11 protein-coding genes and 1 pseudogene are annotated in these 14004 nt (G+C 65.6%); 5 read left to right on the top strand and 7 right to left on the bottom strand.

The features are described from left to right. The first annotated feature begins 142 nt into the window (after window positions 1–142). Window positions 143–2632: an FUSC family protein gene (locus PQR02_RS13490; protein WP_408231055.1), complete on the top strand. Its 2490-nt coding sequence runs from the start codon at window positions 143–145 to the stop codon at window positions 2630–2632. Window positions 2633–2763: 131 nt separating this feature from the next. On the opposite strand, the gene PQR02_RS13485 is transcribed toward PQR02_RS13490, so the two are convergent. Together PQR02_RS13485 and PQR02_RS13480 are read right to left on the bottom strand one after the other, a co-directional pair. Then, the gene (locus PQR02_RS13485) at window positions 2764–2973 is read right to left on the bottom strand and encodes a hypothetical protein (protein WP_408231052.1); all 210 of its coding nucleotides are present in this window, start codon (window positions 2971–2973) and stop codon (window positions 2764–2766) included. Between the two features lie 308 nt (window positions 2974–3281). Then, complete coding sequence (locus PQR02_RS13480; RefSeq protein ID WP_408231199.1) at window positions 3282–3755, bottom strand: Lrp/AsnC family transcriptional regulator; 474 nt, start codon at window positions 3753–3755, stop codon at window positions 3282–3284. Window positions 3756–3893: 138 nt separating this feature from the next. Between PQR02_RS13480 and PQR02_RS13475 the strand changes: the two genes are divergently transcribed. Further along, window positions 3894–4574 carry a cysteine dioxygenase family protein gene (locus tag PQR02_RS13475; protein WP_408231049.1) on the top strand — a complete coding sequence of 227 codons (681 nt, stop codon included), beginning with the start codon at window positions 3894–3896 and terminating at the stop codon, window positions 4572–4574. A gap of 51 nt (window positions 4575–4625) precedes the next feature. Here PQR02_RS13475 and PQR02_RS13470 read toward each other — a convergent pair whose 3' ends face one another. From PQR02_RS13470 to PQR02_RS13455, 4 genes are all read right to left on the bottom strand, one after another. Beyond that, window positions 4626–7262: a mechanosensitive ion channel family protein gene (locus PQR02_RS13470; RefSeq protein ID WP_408231046.1), complete on the bottom strand. Its 2637-nt coding sequence runs from the start codon at window positions 7260–7262 to the stop codon at window positions 4626–4628. Between the two features lie 250 nt (window positions 7263–7512). After that, window positions 7513–8160, bottom strand: coding sequence for an NAD(P)-dependent oxidoreductase (locus PQR02_RS13465; RefSeq protein ID WP_408231043.1), 648 nt, complete (start codon window positions 8158–8160; stop codon window positions 7513–7515). 145 nt (window positions 8161–8305) lie between these two features. Beyond that, the gene (locus tag PQR02_RS13460) at window positions 8306–8761 is read right to left on the bottom strand and encodes an Rrf2 family transcriptional regulator (RefSeq protein WP_408231040.1); all 456 of its coding nucleotides are present in this window, start codon (window positions 8759–8761) and stop codon (window positions 8306–8308) included. 87 nt (window positions 8762–8848) lie between these two features. After that, window positions 8849–9319, bottom strand: a complete 471-nt coding sequence (locus tag PQR02_RS13455; protein WP_408231037.1) for a BCAL1086 family glycoprotein — start codon at window positions 9317–9319, stop codon at window positions 8849–8851. A 250-nt stretch (window positions 9320–9569) separates the two neighbouring features. Here PQR02_RS13455 and PQR02_RS13450 point away from each other — a divergent pair, with 250 nt between their 5' ends. Together PQR02_RS13450 and PQR02_RS13445 are read left to right on the top strand one after the other, a co-directional pair. Continuing rightward, window positions 9570–10151: a DJ-1/PfpI family protein gene (locus PQR02_RS13450; protein WP_408231034.1), complete on the top strand. Its 582-nt coding sequence runs from the start codon at window positions 9570–9572 to the stop codon at window positions 10149–10151. Window positions 10152–10303: 152 nt separating this feature from the next. After that, window positions 10304–10630, top strand: coding sequence for a hypothetical protein (locus tag PQR02_RS13445; RefSeq protein ID WP_408231031.1), 327 nt, complete (start codon window positions 10304–10306; stop codon window positions 10628–10630). Between the two features lie 36 nt (window positions 10631–10666). On the opposite strand, the gene PQR02_RS13440 is transcribed toward PQR02_RS13445, so the two are convergent. Continuing rightward, entirely contained in the window at window positions 10667–12394 is a 1728-nt protein-coding gene (locus tag PQR02_RS13440) for a sensor histidine kinase (RefSeq protein WP_408231028.1), read from the bottom strand. A gap of 378 nt (window positions 12395–12772) precedes the next feature. Here PQR02_RS13440 and PQR02_RS13435 point away from each other — a divergent pair. After that, window positions 12773–13959, top strand: a pseudogene (locus PQR02_RS13435) (ammonium transporter). Window positions 13960–14004 lie beyond the last annotated feature (45 nt).

Raw genomic sequence — 14004 nt, 5'->3', positions numbered from 1 at the left:
ACAGCATAACAAACGCGCTCCCAGGGCATAACCTGGCCAAACGGATGAGGTCAGATCGCCCACAAAATCAGTTAGACTCGACGGCAGTTTGGGTCCGTCCCTTCAATCGCGGTTTGCTCAGTGAATGGAAGTCAGGTAGTCGATGCGCTATTCGGTTGAGATAAAAAAATTCCTTTACAGCCAGTACTTTTATGGCGGCCTGCGCATCGCGGTCGGCGTGTCGTTACCGGCGTTACTGTGCCTGATCGTATTTCACAATCGTGAACTGGGCTTCACGATCGCCACCGGCGCGCTCGGCGCGTGCGTCGTCGACATGCCGGGCCCGCTGAAGTACAAGCACAACGAAATGCTGGCCTGCACGGTGATCGGCTTTCTGTCCGCGCTCGCCACCGGCCTCGCCACGGTCAACCCGATCGCGCTGTGGTGCACGGTCGTGCCGCTCACCTTCGTGCTGTCGCTGATCGTCGTGTACGGCAACCGTTGGCCGCAGATCAGCTTCGCCACGCTGTTCATGATGATCATGACGCTGGAGGAGCACTTCACGCCGATGCAGGCGCTCGTCAACGCGTCATGGATTCTGCTGGGCGGTCTCTGGTACACCTACTGGTCGACTTTCGTCAGCCGCTGGATGCTGCATCGGATCGAGCAGCAGGCGCTCGCCGAAAGCGTGTTCGCGTGCGCCGACTATCTGCTCGCGCGCGCCGCGTTCTACGATCTCGACAACGATCTGGACGAGTGCTATCGCGTGCTGGTCGACAAGCAGATCGCCGCGGTGGAGCGTCAGGACGCCGCGCGCGACATCGTGCTGCGTAATCTGCCCAAGCTCAAGCGCGGCAAGCTCGAACCGCGCCGCGCGATGCTGTTCAATCTGTTCATCAACACCGTCGACCTGCACGAGCTGTTCGTCGGCGCGCACACGGATTACTCGCTGGTGCGCACCACGTTCGGCGGCTCCGATCTGCTGGTGTTCTATCGCGACCTGATTCGCAAGGCCGCCGAGGACCTCGAGGAGATCGGGCTCGCGGTGCTGCAGAACCAGGCGCCGCGCAGACGCGTGAACGTCAAGGCGGAATTGCGTGCGATCGAGTTCGAAATCGAGCTGATGCGCAAGCAGGAGATGCCGGCCCAGAACCCCGAGGCCTATTCGGCGGTGTCGTCCAGCTTCCGGCGCATCTGGAGCGCCACGCGGCTGATCGACAAGATGCGCAAGAGCCTGTCGAGCGAACCCAGCGCGACCGAAACCGAATTGCGCATCGACCAGGCGCTCAGCCGCTTCGTATCGAGCCGCCGCGTGCCGTTCGGGCAAATCCTCTCGAACCTGACGATGGCCTCGCCGAGCTTCCGTCATGCGTTGCGCGTGACGATCGCGGTCGCGGTGGGCTTCTGGCTGGGGCGCCTGCTGCCGCTCACCAACGCGTACTGGATTGTGATGACCACCGTCATCATCCTGAAGCCCGGCTATTCGCTCACCAAACAGCGCAACGGGCAGCGGATCGTCGGCACGCTGATCGGCTGCGCGGCGAGCATCGCGCTGATCATCTTCGTCAAGGAGCCGCACATCCTGATGGTGGCGATGTTCGCGTCGATGGTGATGAGCTACAGCCTGCTCCTGTTCAACTACACGGCGAGCGTGGTGTTCACCTCGTCGTATGTGCTGTTGCTGTTTCATCTGCTCGCGCCGGGCAGCATGCGCATCATCGGCGAACGCGCGATCGACACGGTGGTGGGCTGCGCGATCGCGATCGCGGCAAGCCATCTGTTCCCCTACTGGGAATACCGGTTGATGGGCAAGCTCGTCAACACCATGATCAATGCGACGCGGCAGTATCTGGAAGCGAGCTGGTGGTGGAGCGGCAAGCCGGCCGCCGCGGTGGTGGCCGCGGTAACGGAAGCCGGCGCGCGTGCCCCGGCCGCGGCGATGGCCGATCCGGCAATCGGGTTCGGGGCAGCCGCGTTGGCGACAGCTGGCGGTGGCGGCAGTGGTGGCGCTGAGATCGCCGCGGCGGCCAGCAACGGCACGATCCGGCCGCTTGCGGACACCAACGCGGGCGCCAGCGCCCCGGCGGTCAGCATTACGACCACCAAGCCGGCGGCCGGCGCATCCGCTGCGGCCGTGGCCGCCGCGGTCGCGCTCGACCGCGACTACCGCTACCGGCTCGCGCGCAAGAACGTGCACGTGGCGTTCGCCAATCTGGGCCAGGCGTTTCAGCGGATGATGCTAGAACCGAAGTCCGCGCAGATGTTCGTGCCTGAGCTGAACGGCCTGCTGGTGCGCAGTCACGTGCTCGCTTCGCAGATCACCGCGGCCGCGCCTTTGCTGCGCACTTCCGCGCAGCAACAACAGCAAGCCGAAGATGTATCGCTACAGCCGCTGCAACGCGTGCTGAGCGTCGTGCGCGACAATCTCACCGAAGCCGAAGCCGGCACCCCGTTGCCCGTCGACCATGCCGAGCAGATCAAACTGCTGAGCCGCGAACTCGATGCGATGGTGGTCGAAACGGAGAAGTCGCCGGAGTATTCGGCGGATGCGGTGCACGACATGAAACTGCTCGCCCATCAGTGCAAGCAGATGCTGGCTGCGGCGGCGCTGATCCGCAAGGATGCGAGTGTGATCCGGTTGCCGGAAGAGTGATGTGAAGCGCTCAGGGCGTGCGGCGCGGCGGTGTGCGGGTGAGCGCTGCGTGGCGTGCGGCGTCGTGCGGTGTCAGCGCGGCTCTTAAGATCAGCCGGTACGACGCATCTCGCCGACGCCCACGCGCCGGGTTACTGCGCCGCGCCACTTGCGGGCTTCACGGCCGTCGCCGCTGCCGCAGCTTCGGATGAAATCGACGGCGCCTGCGCGTTCTGGCTTTCGAACTCGTGCTTTTCCCGGATCGCGTTGTAGAACAGCGTGGCAATCACCACCAGGATCGCGACCACGATGAAGACGGCGATACCAAAGGTCGGGTTCTTCTTGCGCGGCGGTTTGTTCATGAGGCGGGCTCGGTTCGCGAAGCAGTTGCGAATGGTGTTTGGGAAGGCGGCATTCTACGCCCAGGAGGCTTGCACATGGCTTGCAGTGGTGGGGCGGCGGTGGGCGGTAAGTGCTGCAAGCGACGCGGCGGCCGGTGCGTGCTTCCCGTGACTTGGGTTGTTGCTCATCCGGCGGGGTAGCCGAAGCGGTTTGTCCGAGCGGGAGCGCCGGAACACGGGGCCTGCGAATCGCGGCGCGGCCGTCACGCTTCCACTGCAGCAAGCGCCGCACCTGAGTGCACAGAGCCGCGCCAGATTGCGCCACGCCGCTAAGTGACCGCCGAAGGCCGCACCGGCAACGCCGTCGAATATTTGATCTGCTCCATCGCGAAGCTCGAACTCACGTCATACAACGGCACAGCAGCGATCAGCAGTTTATAGACGCGATCGTAATCGTCGATGTCGGACACCACCACGCGCAGCAGGTAATCGGTCTCGCCGCTCATCCGGTACACCTCCACCACTTCGGGAATGTCCTGCACGGCGCGCGTGAAGGTTTGCGCCCACGCCTCGGTATGCTGGTTGGTGCGCACCGCGACGAACACCGTCGTGCCGACGCCGAGCTTGCGCGCGTCGCACAGCGCCACCTGCGCGCGAATCACGCCCGCCTCTTTCAGACGCTGCAGCCGCTTCCAGCAAGGCGTTTGCGACAGATTCACGCGCTGCGCCAACTCGGCGATCGGCATGGTCGCGTCTTCCTGCAGCAGTTCGAGCAGCTTCCGATCGATGATATCCATTCCCATCATGTCACCCCCATAGGGAATTATTCTACTTTTCAGGTTTCGAGGGGAATTATATGGAAACTCTTTCTCCGGTGAAACAGGTATAAATATCGCTGTCCGAAAACAACCGATAAGCAGCGATGCCGCTGCGCCAAGACCATGAGCCAAGGCCTCCGCGCACCCTCGTTCGACCGACTCCCCGAGTCTCATGCGCCGCTCGCGCAAGCCGCCCAAACCGCCGCCGACGCTCAATTGCACCGGTCCTCGAGCGGCCACGAGCGCGCGCGCCAGCGCGCCCCGCTCGCTCGCCTTTGCGACACGCTGGACGCGATCTTCGAAGCCTGCGTGCATTTTCCCGAGCCGTCGGACTCGACCTTCTTCGCGCGCAGCCTGCGCATCGCGCTGGCCGAAGCGGCCGCCGACCCGACGTTTCTCACGCCGGCGCAGCGCGAAGGCTCGGCGCAAACCTACCGCCGCCACCTGCTCGCCGCCGATCCGCACGGCCGCTACGCGATTGCCGCGCTGGTGTGGCAGCCTCGCCAGGCGAGCCCCGTGCACGCGCATCACACGTGGTGCGGCTACGCGGTGCTGGAGGGCAGGTTGAGCGAAACGATCTTCGAATGGAACGGCGCGCAGCATTGCGCAAGCGCCTCGCGCACACAGACGCGCCGCCAGGGCGCGGTGTCGTTCGTGCGCGGCGGGCGCGGCGGGATTCATCGGCTGGGCAATAGCAGCGAGGCGCCCGCCATCTCATTGCATATTTACGGCGTGCCGGGCGCGCAGATCACGACGCATGTGAACGACATCGTTCGCGCGGTGGACGCAACGGCGCCCGTCTGAACGGCTTCGTCGCAGCGGCGCATGCCGCGGATTTTCACGCACGCCGCCTGGTCACCCCTTCCCCCCGCCTTCGCCCGCCGTTGGAATCTGCGGCGGAATCGGCGCGGTCTGCCCTGTCGGCGGCGGCGCCGGACGCGGCTCGTGCGACACATCGCGCGCCACCGCAAGCGGCGCATGCGCGGCCCGCGCCGCCGGCCCCGCCGTGGCCGGACGCATCACCTGCTCGTGCGAATGCGCGACGAACCCGGACATTTCGTCATCCTGCAAAGGCTGCCCCTCGCTATCCTTCGACGACGTGTAGACGCGCATCTGCGGCACCGGAATCTCAATGCCGGCTTCGTCCATTTTGAGTTTGAGCCGCAGATTGAACGCGCGCGCCACGCTCCATTGCTGCAGGGGCCGCGTCTTGATCTGCCCTTTCACGACCATCCAGTTCGGGTCGAAGCGGTCCAGCCCCCACACCTCGATCGGTCCGAGCATCTCGCGCCGATAGCGGAAGTCGGCCATCAGATCCGCGCCGACTTCGCGAATCAGTTGCGTGATCTGATCGACGTCGGTGGAGAACGCCATCCGCACTTCGAACACCGCATAGGCAAAATCGCGCGACAGGTTCTTGACGATCTTGATCTGCGAGAACGGAATCGCGTGAATCGCGCCCTGGCCGTCGCGCAGACGCACGGTGCGAATCGACAGATGCTCCACCGTGCCCGCATGGCCGCCGTCCACATCGATCCAGTCGCCGACCGAAATCGTATCTTCGATGATGATGAACAGGCCCGTGATCAGATCGGTCACGAGCGACTGCGCGCCGAAACCGATCGCGAGACCGATCACACCGGCGCCCGCCAGCAGCGGCGTCACGTTGATGCCGAGATTGGCCGCCGTCACGATGCCGGCGATCGTCATGATCGACACCAGCAGCACGTTGCGCACGAGCGGCAGCATCGTGCGGGCGCGCATGCTCGGACTGCGCGCCTTGTTGCGCGGACTGCCCGGGTTGAGCGCCTCGGTGATCGCCGTATCGACCAGAATCCACAGCAGCCACGCAATGAACACGGTGGCGACGATCGCCGTCACCGCGTGCGCGATCCCGCGCGCCGCGACGTTCTTCTCGACCATCGCCGCGAGCGACACGCCCCACAGACGCGCCGCGAGCTCGAAGAAGAACAGCCAGATGAAGAGCGTGAGCAGCGTGCCGAAAAAGCGCAGCAAGCGGGTCAGATACGGCGAGCGGCGACGGGCGCGCGCGCTGCGCGGACGCGTCATACGCAGCACGATGGCCGACAGGAAAAACGCCAGCACCAGCATCAACGCGGTCACGACTGAAATCTGCAGCACGTTTTCGCTGGAACCCGAGCCGCCGAGCGTGGCGACCACCGACGCCGTGGCCAGCACCAGCACAGGCACATGCCAGAGCGCCGCAAGCAGGTCGAACGCATCGGTCGCGGCCTTGTGGTGGTTGCGCTGCTCGTACGGCCGGTTGCGGATCAGATGCGCGACCGGCCGGCGAAACGCCAGAGCGAAGTAGCCCGCCAGCACCGCGGCCGTCATGTTGGCGACCGTCGAAATCAGCGCGGCGAGGTTCGTGCCGATCTGATGCGCGACGTCGTAATTGACGGCCGCGTCGCCGAGCGCGCCGCACACGCCGACCGCGAACAGCACGCGGCGCGCGTGATCGATCAGGAGGCGCACCGCGATGCGCCGATGTCCCGATCCGAACAGCGAGAACATGATCAGACAGATCGCGGAAAACACCGCGCCCGCGACGATTGCATACGCGACCACCATGCCGAGCGTTCGGCCGAGCGCGTCGGGCATCGCGCGCACGAACAGCAGCGCCGCGACGAAGGCGATGATCCACGGGCCGACGCGGCGCAGCGCGAAGATCAGCAGTTCGCGCGTGGTGGGATTCGGATTCAGCCCCATGACGATGCCGAAGCGCCGGTGCAGCCGGTGTTGCAGATAGATCAGCGCGGCGGCGCACGCGCCCCAGCCGGCCAGCATGGCCAGCATCGAGAGCAGAACGTTGCCGAAGCTCTCCCGCCCCTGGCTCGAAATGATCGTGTAGAGCTCGTTGGCGGCCGCATTGAAGCGCCCACCCCAATAGCGCATAGGCGTGCGGCCCTGGTGCACGTCGGCTTCGAACGACGCGATGCCCGAGGCGATCGCGCCGAGCAGGCCGGGGCTCGGCTGCGCGGGCACGGCTGCGGCCGGCGCGATGTTCTGCGACACGTCGCGCAGCTTCTTGAGCTGGCTGACGAGCGCGCTGCGTTGGCGATCGTTGTCCAGCGTGGCGATCACGCTGTCGAGCGAGTGCGCGAGCTCAGCCTGGCTCGCCGGCGACGGCGCGGACGCCGCGTCGGCCGCCGACGCGCCCGAGGCGGCGGACGCGGGTGTGGCCGTCACCGTCGCACTGTTGATCAGGCTTTGCAAAGCCGGAATCACCGGCGTGCTGGTCGCGGCGCCGGCGGCCTGCGCTTGCGCGGGCAGCCAGCTCACGCAAAGGAGCAGCGCGACGCAGAACGCCGCGGCCCATGTGCCGAAACGCGCGCCGATTCTCGCGCGCACGCTGGCGCGTTCGCCGGGGCCGGGCTGGTCTGAGGAAAAATGAAGAGCGGCGCGAGTCGCCGGCTGGCCGCCGTTGGACGGCGTAGCCTCGGACTCACGCCGCGACGGGCATGACAGCATGGCAATCCGCAGGAAAACGGGAGACGCCAGTTTAGCCGTAGTTTTATCGGGCGCGACCGAACATGCGTAACCGAATGTTAGGGCGCTTGCGCCGGGTGGCAAAAGCGCTGAAGCGGCGAAGCGGCGAAGCGGCGAAGCGGCACTATAACGGCGCCGCTTCATCGCATCCTTCGACAAGGTGCTCATCAACGCAGTCGCATTTCTGCGCAACCACGCCAACGTCAACCCGCGACACGCGCCCGCCTCAGCCTCAATAACCCACCGTCGCGATCCGACGCACGAAGCGCCCCTGCTCCAGCTCATCGACGAATGCGATCGCGTAGTCCTCGGCGGAAATGCGGCTATTGCCTTCGGCGTCGCTCAGCAAGGTGTTCGCGCCCGTGCGGAACGTGCCGGTGCGCTCGCCCGGCGCGATCAGCGCGGCCGGCGCAAAGAAGGTCCAGTCGAGATCCGTGATACTTCGGTAGTAGTCGAATGCATCGCGGTGCGCGAGCGCGATCGGCTTGTACGGGCCAGGAAACCCGTCCGTATCGACCAGTTGCTTGCCCGGCGCGACTTCGAGCGAACCGGCGCCACCCACCACGACGAGACGCTTCAGACCCGCCCCGCGCACGCCTTCGACGAGCGCACGGGTCGCTTTGCTCAGCGTCGCGAGGTTGTCCTGCGGCGGCGCATAGGCGCTCGCCACCACGTCATGACCGCGCACCGCGGAGCCGACGCTCGCGGCATCGAGCAAATCGGCCTGCGCCGCCGTCAGATTGGCGACGTCAGCCGGCACGCGCGTCGGATTGCGCGCGAGCGCCGTCACATGATGCCCGCGACGGGCCGCTTCTGCGGCGATCCGCGAACCGATCATGCCGGTCCCGCCAAACAAGGCGATCTTCAGTTGCTGGCTCATTTCAATACTCCTGCGATTGATCTATATGTAACTACATTGATTACATATATGGCGAAAAGAAAAGAGGCCTGGGCCCCGTCCGTTTTTCAGGCGCGCAGCTTGCAACCGCTGACCACGCGTCTTCCCATGCTGCTTCGCTGCTGCGTCATCCTTGCGAACGCCGCTTGCGCATCCGCTGCTTCTCGGCACGCACCACGTCCGCCGTGGCGTCGGCCAGCGTGCGCGCGCCGAGCGACGCCTCCATTGCCTGCTGCGCTTCGTCGATGATACCGCGCAGCACGCCCTGAATATTGCGCCCGACCATGCACGCCGGATTGGGCTCCTCGCGATGCAGCGCGAACAACTGCGCATCGTCCACCGCGCGATACACGTCGAGCAAGCTGATCTGCCCGGGCGCGCGCGCCAGCAGCGCACCGCCGCCCGAGCCGAGCTGCGACGTAGTGAGACCCGCCTCGGCCAGCATGGTGAGCAGCCGCCGGATCAGCGCGGGGTTGGTGTTGACGCTGCCCGCGATCATCTCCGACGAAAGCGGCACGCCCTCCTGCAGCGACAACAGCGCGAGCACATGCACCGCAAACGCAAACCGGCTACTCGTATTCACAGCAAACCCGTCCGGCAACGACAATGTGTAACCATGCTAATTACATTTAATCGAACTGTCAAACGGCTGCCGGGACCGGCGTGCCAGTCATTTGTCCATCTGCTTTTGCGCGTCGGCGGAATCGGCCGACGACGAAGCGGAAGCGTTCGCCGACGACGCCGAGTTCTGCGCCGACCACTGCTGCAGCTTGTGCCCCGCCGCTTCGAGGCTCTGACCGGTGAGCGACGCGGCCTTGCCGAGCTGCGCATTGGCCGAGCTCGCGGCGTTTTGCAGATTGGCCTGCGCGGTCGAGGCGAGCGCGTTGGGGTCGATCGTGATCGACGGCGCGGACGCGGATTCGAGGTTCTGCTGCGCGGCGGCTTTGGTCGCGTCGACCTGCTGGCCGACATAGCTCGCCGCCTGATCGAGCTTCTGGCCGGCGGCCTGCGCGGCGTCGTTGAGCTTGCCGGCCACCTGCCCTGCCGACGCGTCGTTCTTCTGGCACGCGGCCAGGCCGCCGAACACGAGCACCACGAACGCCGCGCGGCGCAGCAACGAAGAATGAACCGATAAAGTCATGTCTGGAGTTGAGCCGTGTCGAGCGGCTTGCGTGTGCGAAAACGCGCTCATCATACGCCGTTGCCGCACTTGCCAGCGTTGACGGCCACCTGAAACCGCATTCGCGGCAAGCGCCGCCGCCTTCGATCGGCCCATTGCGATCCGTCGCGGTTCTGTCAAACGCGATGGAGTAGACTGCTTGGGCGCTGATGCGCGTCGATGAACGTCAAGCTGGATTCAGTGTGTTCCGTTGATCAACTGGAGGCATTCGATGGCGGCAAAGAAGATTCTGTTCCTCACCGGCGACTTCGCCGAGGATTACGAAACAATGGTGCCGTTTCAGGCGCTGCAGGCAGTCGGCCATATCGTCGACGCGGTCTGTCCGGACAAGAAAGCGGGCGATCGCGTGAAAACCGCGATCCACGATTTCGAAGGCGACCAGACCTACACCGAAAAACCCGGGCATCAGTTCACGCTCAACGCCTCGTTCGACGACGCCGATCCGCGCCAGTACGACGCGCTCGCGATCGCCGGCGGCCGCGCGCCGGAATATCTGCGGCTCAATCCCAAAGTGATCGACGTGGTGCGGCAATTCGCGGAAGCGGGCAAGCCGATCGCCGCCGTCTGTCACGGCGCGCAACTGCTGGCCGCCGCCGACGTGATTCGCGGCAAGCGCATATCCGCGTACCCCGCGTGTGCGCCTGAAGTGAAACTGGCGGGCGGCGAATACGCCGACATCCCGGTCGACGCCGCCGTCACCGACGGCAATTTTGTCACGGCCGCCGCCTGGCCTGCGCACCCTGAATGGCTGCGCCAGTTCCTCGTGCTGCTTGGCACGCGGATCGAACTCTAAGCCACCGCCGTCGGGTTCGACGGCGAGCGCCAGGCCCTCACGGCCAACGGCGCTCGCGTGATTGAAATAGAAGAATCCACGTTTGAGATTTGTCCGATAGTTCGCAGCAGAACACCTTCCTATAGTCACAGGTGACTTGGGAGTGTGCTTCGATGGAACTGACCGACTGGATTGTCATTCTCGCCATCGCATTGATGGCAATTGCTTTTTTCTGTGCGCGCACGCCGGCCAACTGGTCGCGTGACAACCGCGCGCGTCGTCTGACCGGCACGCGCATGCTGGTACAGGCCGCGTGCTCGCTGTGGGCGGCGCTGCTGATCGGCGTGCGCGGCCTGTTCGCAATCGACGGCCTGCCCGGCGTGCAGGCCGCTCCGCTCGAAGTCATGGCGGGAGTCGCCATTCTGATTGCCTGTGGTTGTTACTGGTGGATTCGCGGCAGCAGGCTGCTCAAGCCCCGGCGGCTCTTTGCCGTGCACTGAGCGGCGCACACTGAGCGGCGCACGCCCTTGGCGAAACTACCGCATGCCCACGCCGGGCCCGGCATTGGCGGAATGCGCGGCCGGGTTGTCACTCGCGCTCGCGCGGTCGCGGCCTCGCTGGTTCGAGCGAGCGTCGCGCTCGGTTGCAAGGATCGCGACGCCGGCGCTTTCCTCGGCCCGCGCACCCGCTTCGGGCAGCGACAGATAAAAGGTCGTGCCCTGCCCTTCTTTCGACTCCGCCCACACGCGTCCGCCGTGCCGCTCCACCATCCGGCGCACGAGCGCAAGGCCGATTCCTTCGCCCGCCGTCGCATTGCCGTGCAGCCGCTGGAACGCGTTGAAGAGGCGCGGCAGAGCCACTGCCGGAATTCCCAGGCCGTTGTCCCGCACATAGAAGATGCGTAACGAATGGACGCCCGGCGGCGCCGGCGTCGTGCCGATTTCGATCCTGCCCGCGCGCGCCGGATCCAGATAGTTCACCGCATTGCCCACCAGGTTCGCGAACACCTGTTCGAGCGCGGTGGCGTCGCCCCAGACCGCCGGCAAGTCGCCAACGCTGACGTGAGCGCGCCGCGCCCGGATCGAGCCTTGCATCGCATCGACCACGCGCTGCACGACATCGCGCACTTCCACCTTCTGGCGGCGATACTCGATACGCCCCACCCGTGACAGCCGCAGCAGCGCGTCGATGATGTGCGACGCGCGCAAGACGGCCGTCTGCAGATAATGCAGCGCCTCGCCGATGTCCTCGTCGATCACCCGCTCGATCCGCTGGCGCGGCCCGGCGGCGAGCGACGACTCGCGCACCGCCGCGCGCAGTTCATCGCCTGCGCGGGTCAACTCTTTCGAGAAGCCTTGCAGATTCACCAGCGGCGCCCGCAGATCGTGCGACACGCTGTAGATGAACATCTCGTTGTCTTGGGTCTGCTGCCGCAAGGTCTCGTTGATCCGCGCCAGTTCGCCGGCGCGCCGCGCGAGATCCGCACGGAAGCGCGCCTCGATGCGTTCGGCTTCGAGCAGGCGCCGACTGGTCTCGTGCAGGGTCAGATCGAGCCGGGCGATTTCGTCGCGGCCCGGGCCGAAGGGCGCGAGCGGCTCGTTGCTTGCGAGACGCCCGGCGTTGTCGGACAGGCGCGCGAGACGCCCGCGCACGCCGCGCGTGAACAGCCAGACGGCCAGCGCGACGAACAGCAGCGAGCCGACCGCGGCCGCGATGATCAAGCTCTGCTGCCGTTCGCGCGCGACACTGGCGGCAGTCGAGCGCAGCGTATCGAGGCGGCGCTCCTCGGCCTGGAACGCCAGCACCTGCTGACGGAAACGATCGAGCACGTCGGCCCGGCTAAGCTCGCTGAAACGGTCGAGCACATCGTGCCGCCGTCCTGAACGCAACAGGTCCTGAATCCGGTCGGACCATTGGCGGTACGCCTGCACCGCCTGGCGCATCTGCACCACCCGCTCGACCTGGGCTGGATTGTCGGCGACCAGTTCGGCCAGACGATCGATGCGCCGGTCGACGTCCACCCACACCGCCACCGGCGTGGCGAAGCGCGCGTTGTCGCCGAGCACCGCGCCGCGCAGCGCCACCGATTCGCTCAACACCGGATCGGCCACCGCGGCGGTCTGGCGCAGCACGTCGCCGCTATGGAGAGCCCAGCGCTCGGCCTGCGCCGCGTCGGATTGCGCCTCGATCAACCCGGACAGCAGTGCCAGTTCGAAGACGGCCGGGATCGCGATCAGCAGCAGGCCTTTAGTGGTCAGTCTCATGCGTGCGCATTGGAGGTGGTGAGCCGGCGAATCGGGCGGAAAAGTCGGCTCATTATGTCGGCGTTTGCCAAAGAAGACAAAGACGGCTGGCCGGCGCCGGTGACCCGCATGGCCAACGCCCGTCCTTCGTCAGGATATTGAATGAAATGTAATAAAAAACGAATATTGCGCCCTTATCTGGAGCACATCTGCTGCGTTCGGCCCACGATGCACTTAATTGGTGCTTCCATGCACCTCGACATACAGACGACGCCGACACCGTTGCCCAGGCAAATCCCATCCCGGTGCTGGTTTGCACCTGCTCGACGCTCATGGGCACAGATTTGGCCCGCTTCTTGCTTGCAATGCCCGCTTTTTTGGCATAAGCGGGACACATCGATGGAAAGTTTGAAAACCGGCACCGATACGCTCTTTCTTTTATTGGGCGCCACCATGGTGCTGGCCATGCATGCAGGTTCGCTTTTCTCGAACTCGGCACGGTCCGCAAGAAGAATCAGGTCAATGCGCTGGTCAAAATTCTGGTGGATTTCTCGGTCTCGACGATCGCGTATTTCTTCATCGGCTATACCATCGCGTACGGCGTGCAGTTCTTCGGCAGCGCCGATTCGCTCGCCGCGCACGACGGCTATGCGCTGGTGCGTTTCTTCTTCCTGCTGACCTTCGCTGCCGCGATTCCGGCAATCGTGTCGGGCGGCATCGCGGAGCGCTCGAAATTCAATCCGCAGCTGTTTGCCACCTTCGTGCTGGTCGGCTTCATCTATCCGTTCTTCGAAGGGATCGCGTGGAACAACCGCTTCGGCATCCAGGCCTGGCTCACGCAGGCGTTCGGCGCGCCGTTTCACGACTTCGCCGGATCGGTGGTGGTGCATGCATTCGGCGGCTGGGTCGCGTTGCCGGCCGTGCTGCTGCTGGGCGCGCGCAACGGCCGCTATCACCGCGACGGCGGCATCGCCGCCCATCCCCCGTCGAACATTCCGTTTCTCGCGCTCGGCGCATGGGTGCTGACCGTCGGCTGGTTCGGCTTCAACGTGATGAGCGCGCAAACCGTCGACAAGATCAGCGGCCTCGTCGCGGTCAATTCGCTGATGGCGATGGTCGGCGGCACACTGACCGCCTGGTTCGCCGGCCGCAACGACCCCGGCTTCACGTATAACGGTCCGCTGGCCGGCCTGGTGGCGGTGTGCGCCGGCTCGGATCTGATGCACCCGCTCGGCGCGCTGGTCACGGGCGGCATGGCGGGGGCGCTGTTCGTCTATATGTTCACGTGCGTGCAGAACCGCTGGCGCATCGACGACGTGCTCGGCGTGTGGCCGCTGCATGGCCTGTGCGGCGCGTGGGGCGGCATCGCGGCGGGGATCTTCGGACTGCGCGCGCTCGGCGGGATGGGCGGCGTGTCGCTCGGCTCGCAACTGCTCGGCACGCTCGGCGGCATCGTGGTGGCGACGCTCGGCGGCACGCTCGTGTACGGCGTGATCCGCCTGACGGTGGGTTTGCGGCTCGACCAGGAAGAGGAGTACAACGGCGCGGATCTGTCGATCCACAGGATTTCGGCGACTCCGGAGTAGCGGACGGCGTCAGGTCGCGCCTGCTCCGCGCGAGCGCGCGGGCCG

It is taken from the genome of Paraburkholderia sediminicola (assembly GCF_046026895.1).
Lineage (GTDB): Bacteria > Pseudomonadota > Gammaproteobacteria > Burkholderiales > Burkholderiaceae > Paraburkholderia > Paraburkholderia sediminicola_C.
This window is presented reverse-complemented; position numbering and strand designations above follow the sequence as displayed.

What these genes read in the sequence shown, in the direction of transcription:
- PQR02_RS13490 (WP_408231055.1), top strand. Translation starts at nt 143, where the DNA reads ATGCGCTATTCGGTTGAGATAAAAAAATTCCTTTACAGCCAGTACTTT.
- PQR02_RS13485 (WP_408231052.1), bottom strand. Translation starts at nt 2,973, where the DNA reads ATGAACAAACCGCCGCGCAAGAAGAACCCGACCTTTGGTATCGCCGTC.
- PQR02_RS13480 (WP_408231199.1), bottom strand. Translation starts at nt 3,755, where the DNA reads ATGGGAATGGATATCATCGATCGGAAGCTGCTCGAACTGCTGCAGGAA.
- PQR02_RS13475 (WP_408231049.1), top strand. Translation starts at nt 3,894, where the DNA reads ATGAGCCAAGGCCTCCGCGCACCCTCGTTCGACCGACTCCCCGAGTCT.
- PQR02_RS13470 (WP_408231046.1), bottom strand. Translation starts at nt 7,262, where the DNA reads ATGCTGTCATGCCCGTCGCGGCGTGAGTCCGAGGCTACGCCGTCCAAC.
- PQR02_RS13465 (WP_408231043.1), bottom strand. Translation starts at nt 8,160, where the DNA reads ATGAGCCAGCAACTGAAGATCGCCTTGTTTGGCGGGACCGGCATGATC.
- PQR02_RS13455 (WP_408231037.1), bottom strand. Translation starts at nt 9,319, where the DNA reads ATGACTTTATCGGTTCATTCTTCGTTGCTGCGCCGCGCGGCGTTCGTG.
- PQR02_RS13450 (WP_408231034.1), top strand. Translation starts at nt 9,570, where the DNA reads ATGGCGGCAAAGAAGATTCTGTTCCTCACCGGCGACTTCGCCGAGGAT.
- PQR02_RS13445 (WP_408231031.1), top strand. Translation starts at nt 10,304, where the DNA reads ATGGAACTGACCGACTGGATTGTCATTCTCGCCATCGCATTGATGGCA.
- PQR02_RS13440 (WP_408231028.1), bottom strand. Translation starts at nt 12,394, where the DNA reads ATGAGACTGACCACTAAAGGCCTGCTGCTGATCGCGATCCCGGCCGTC.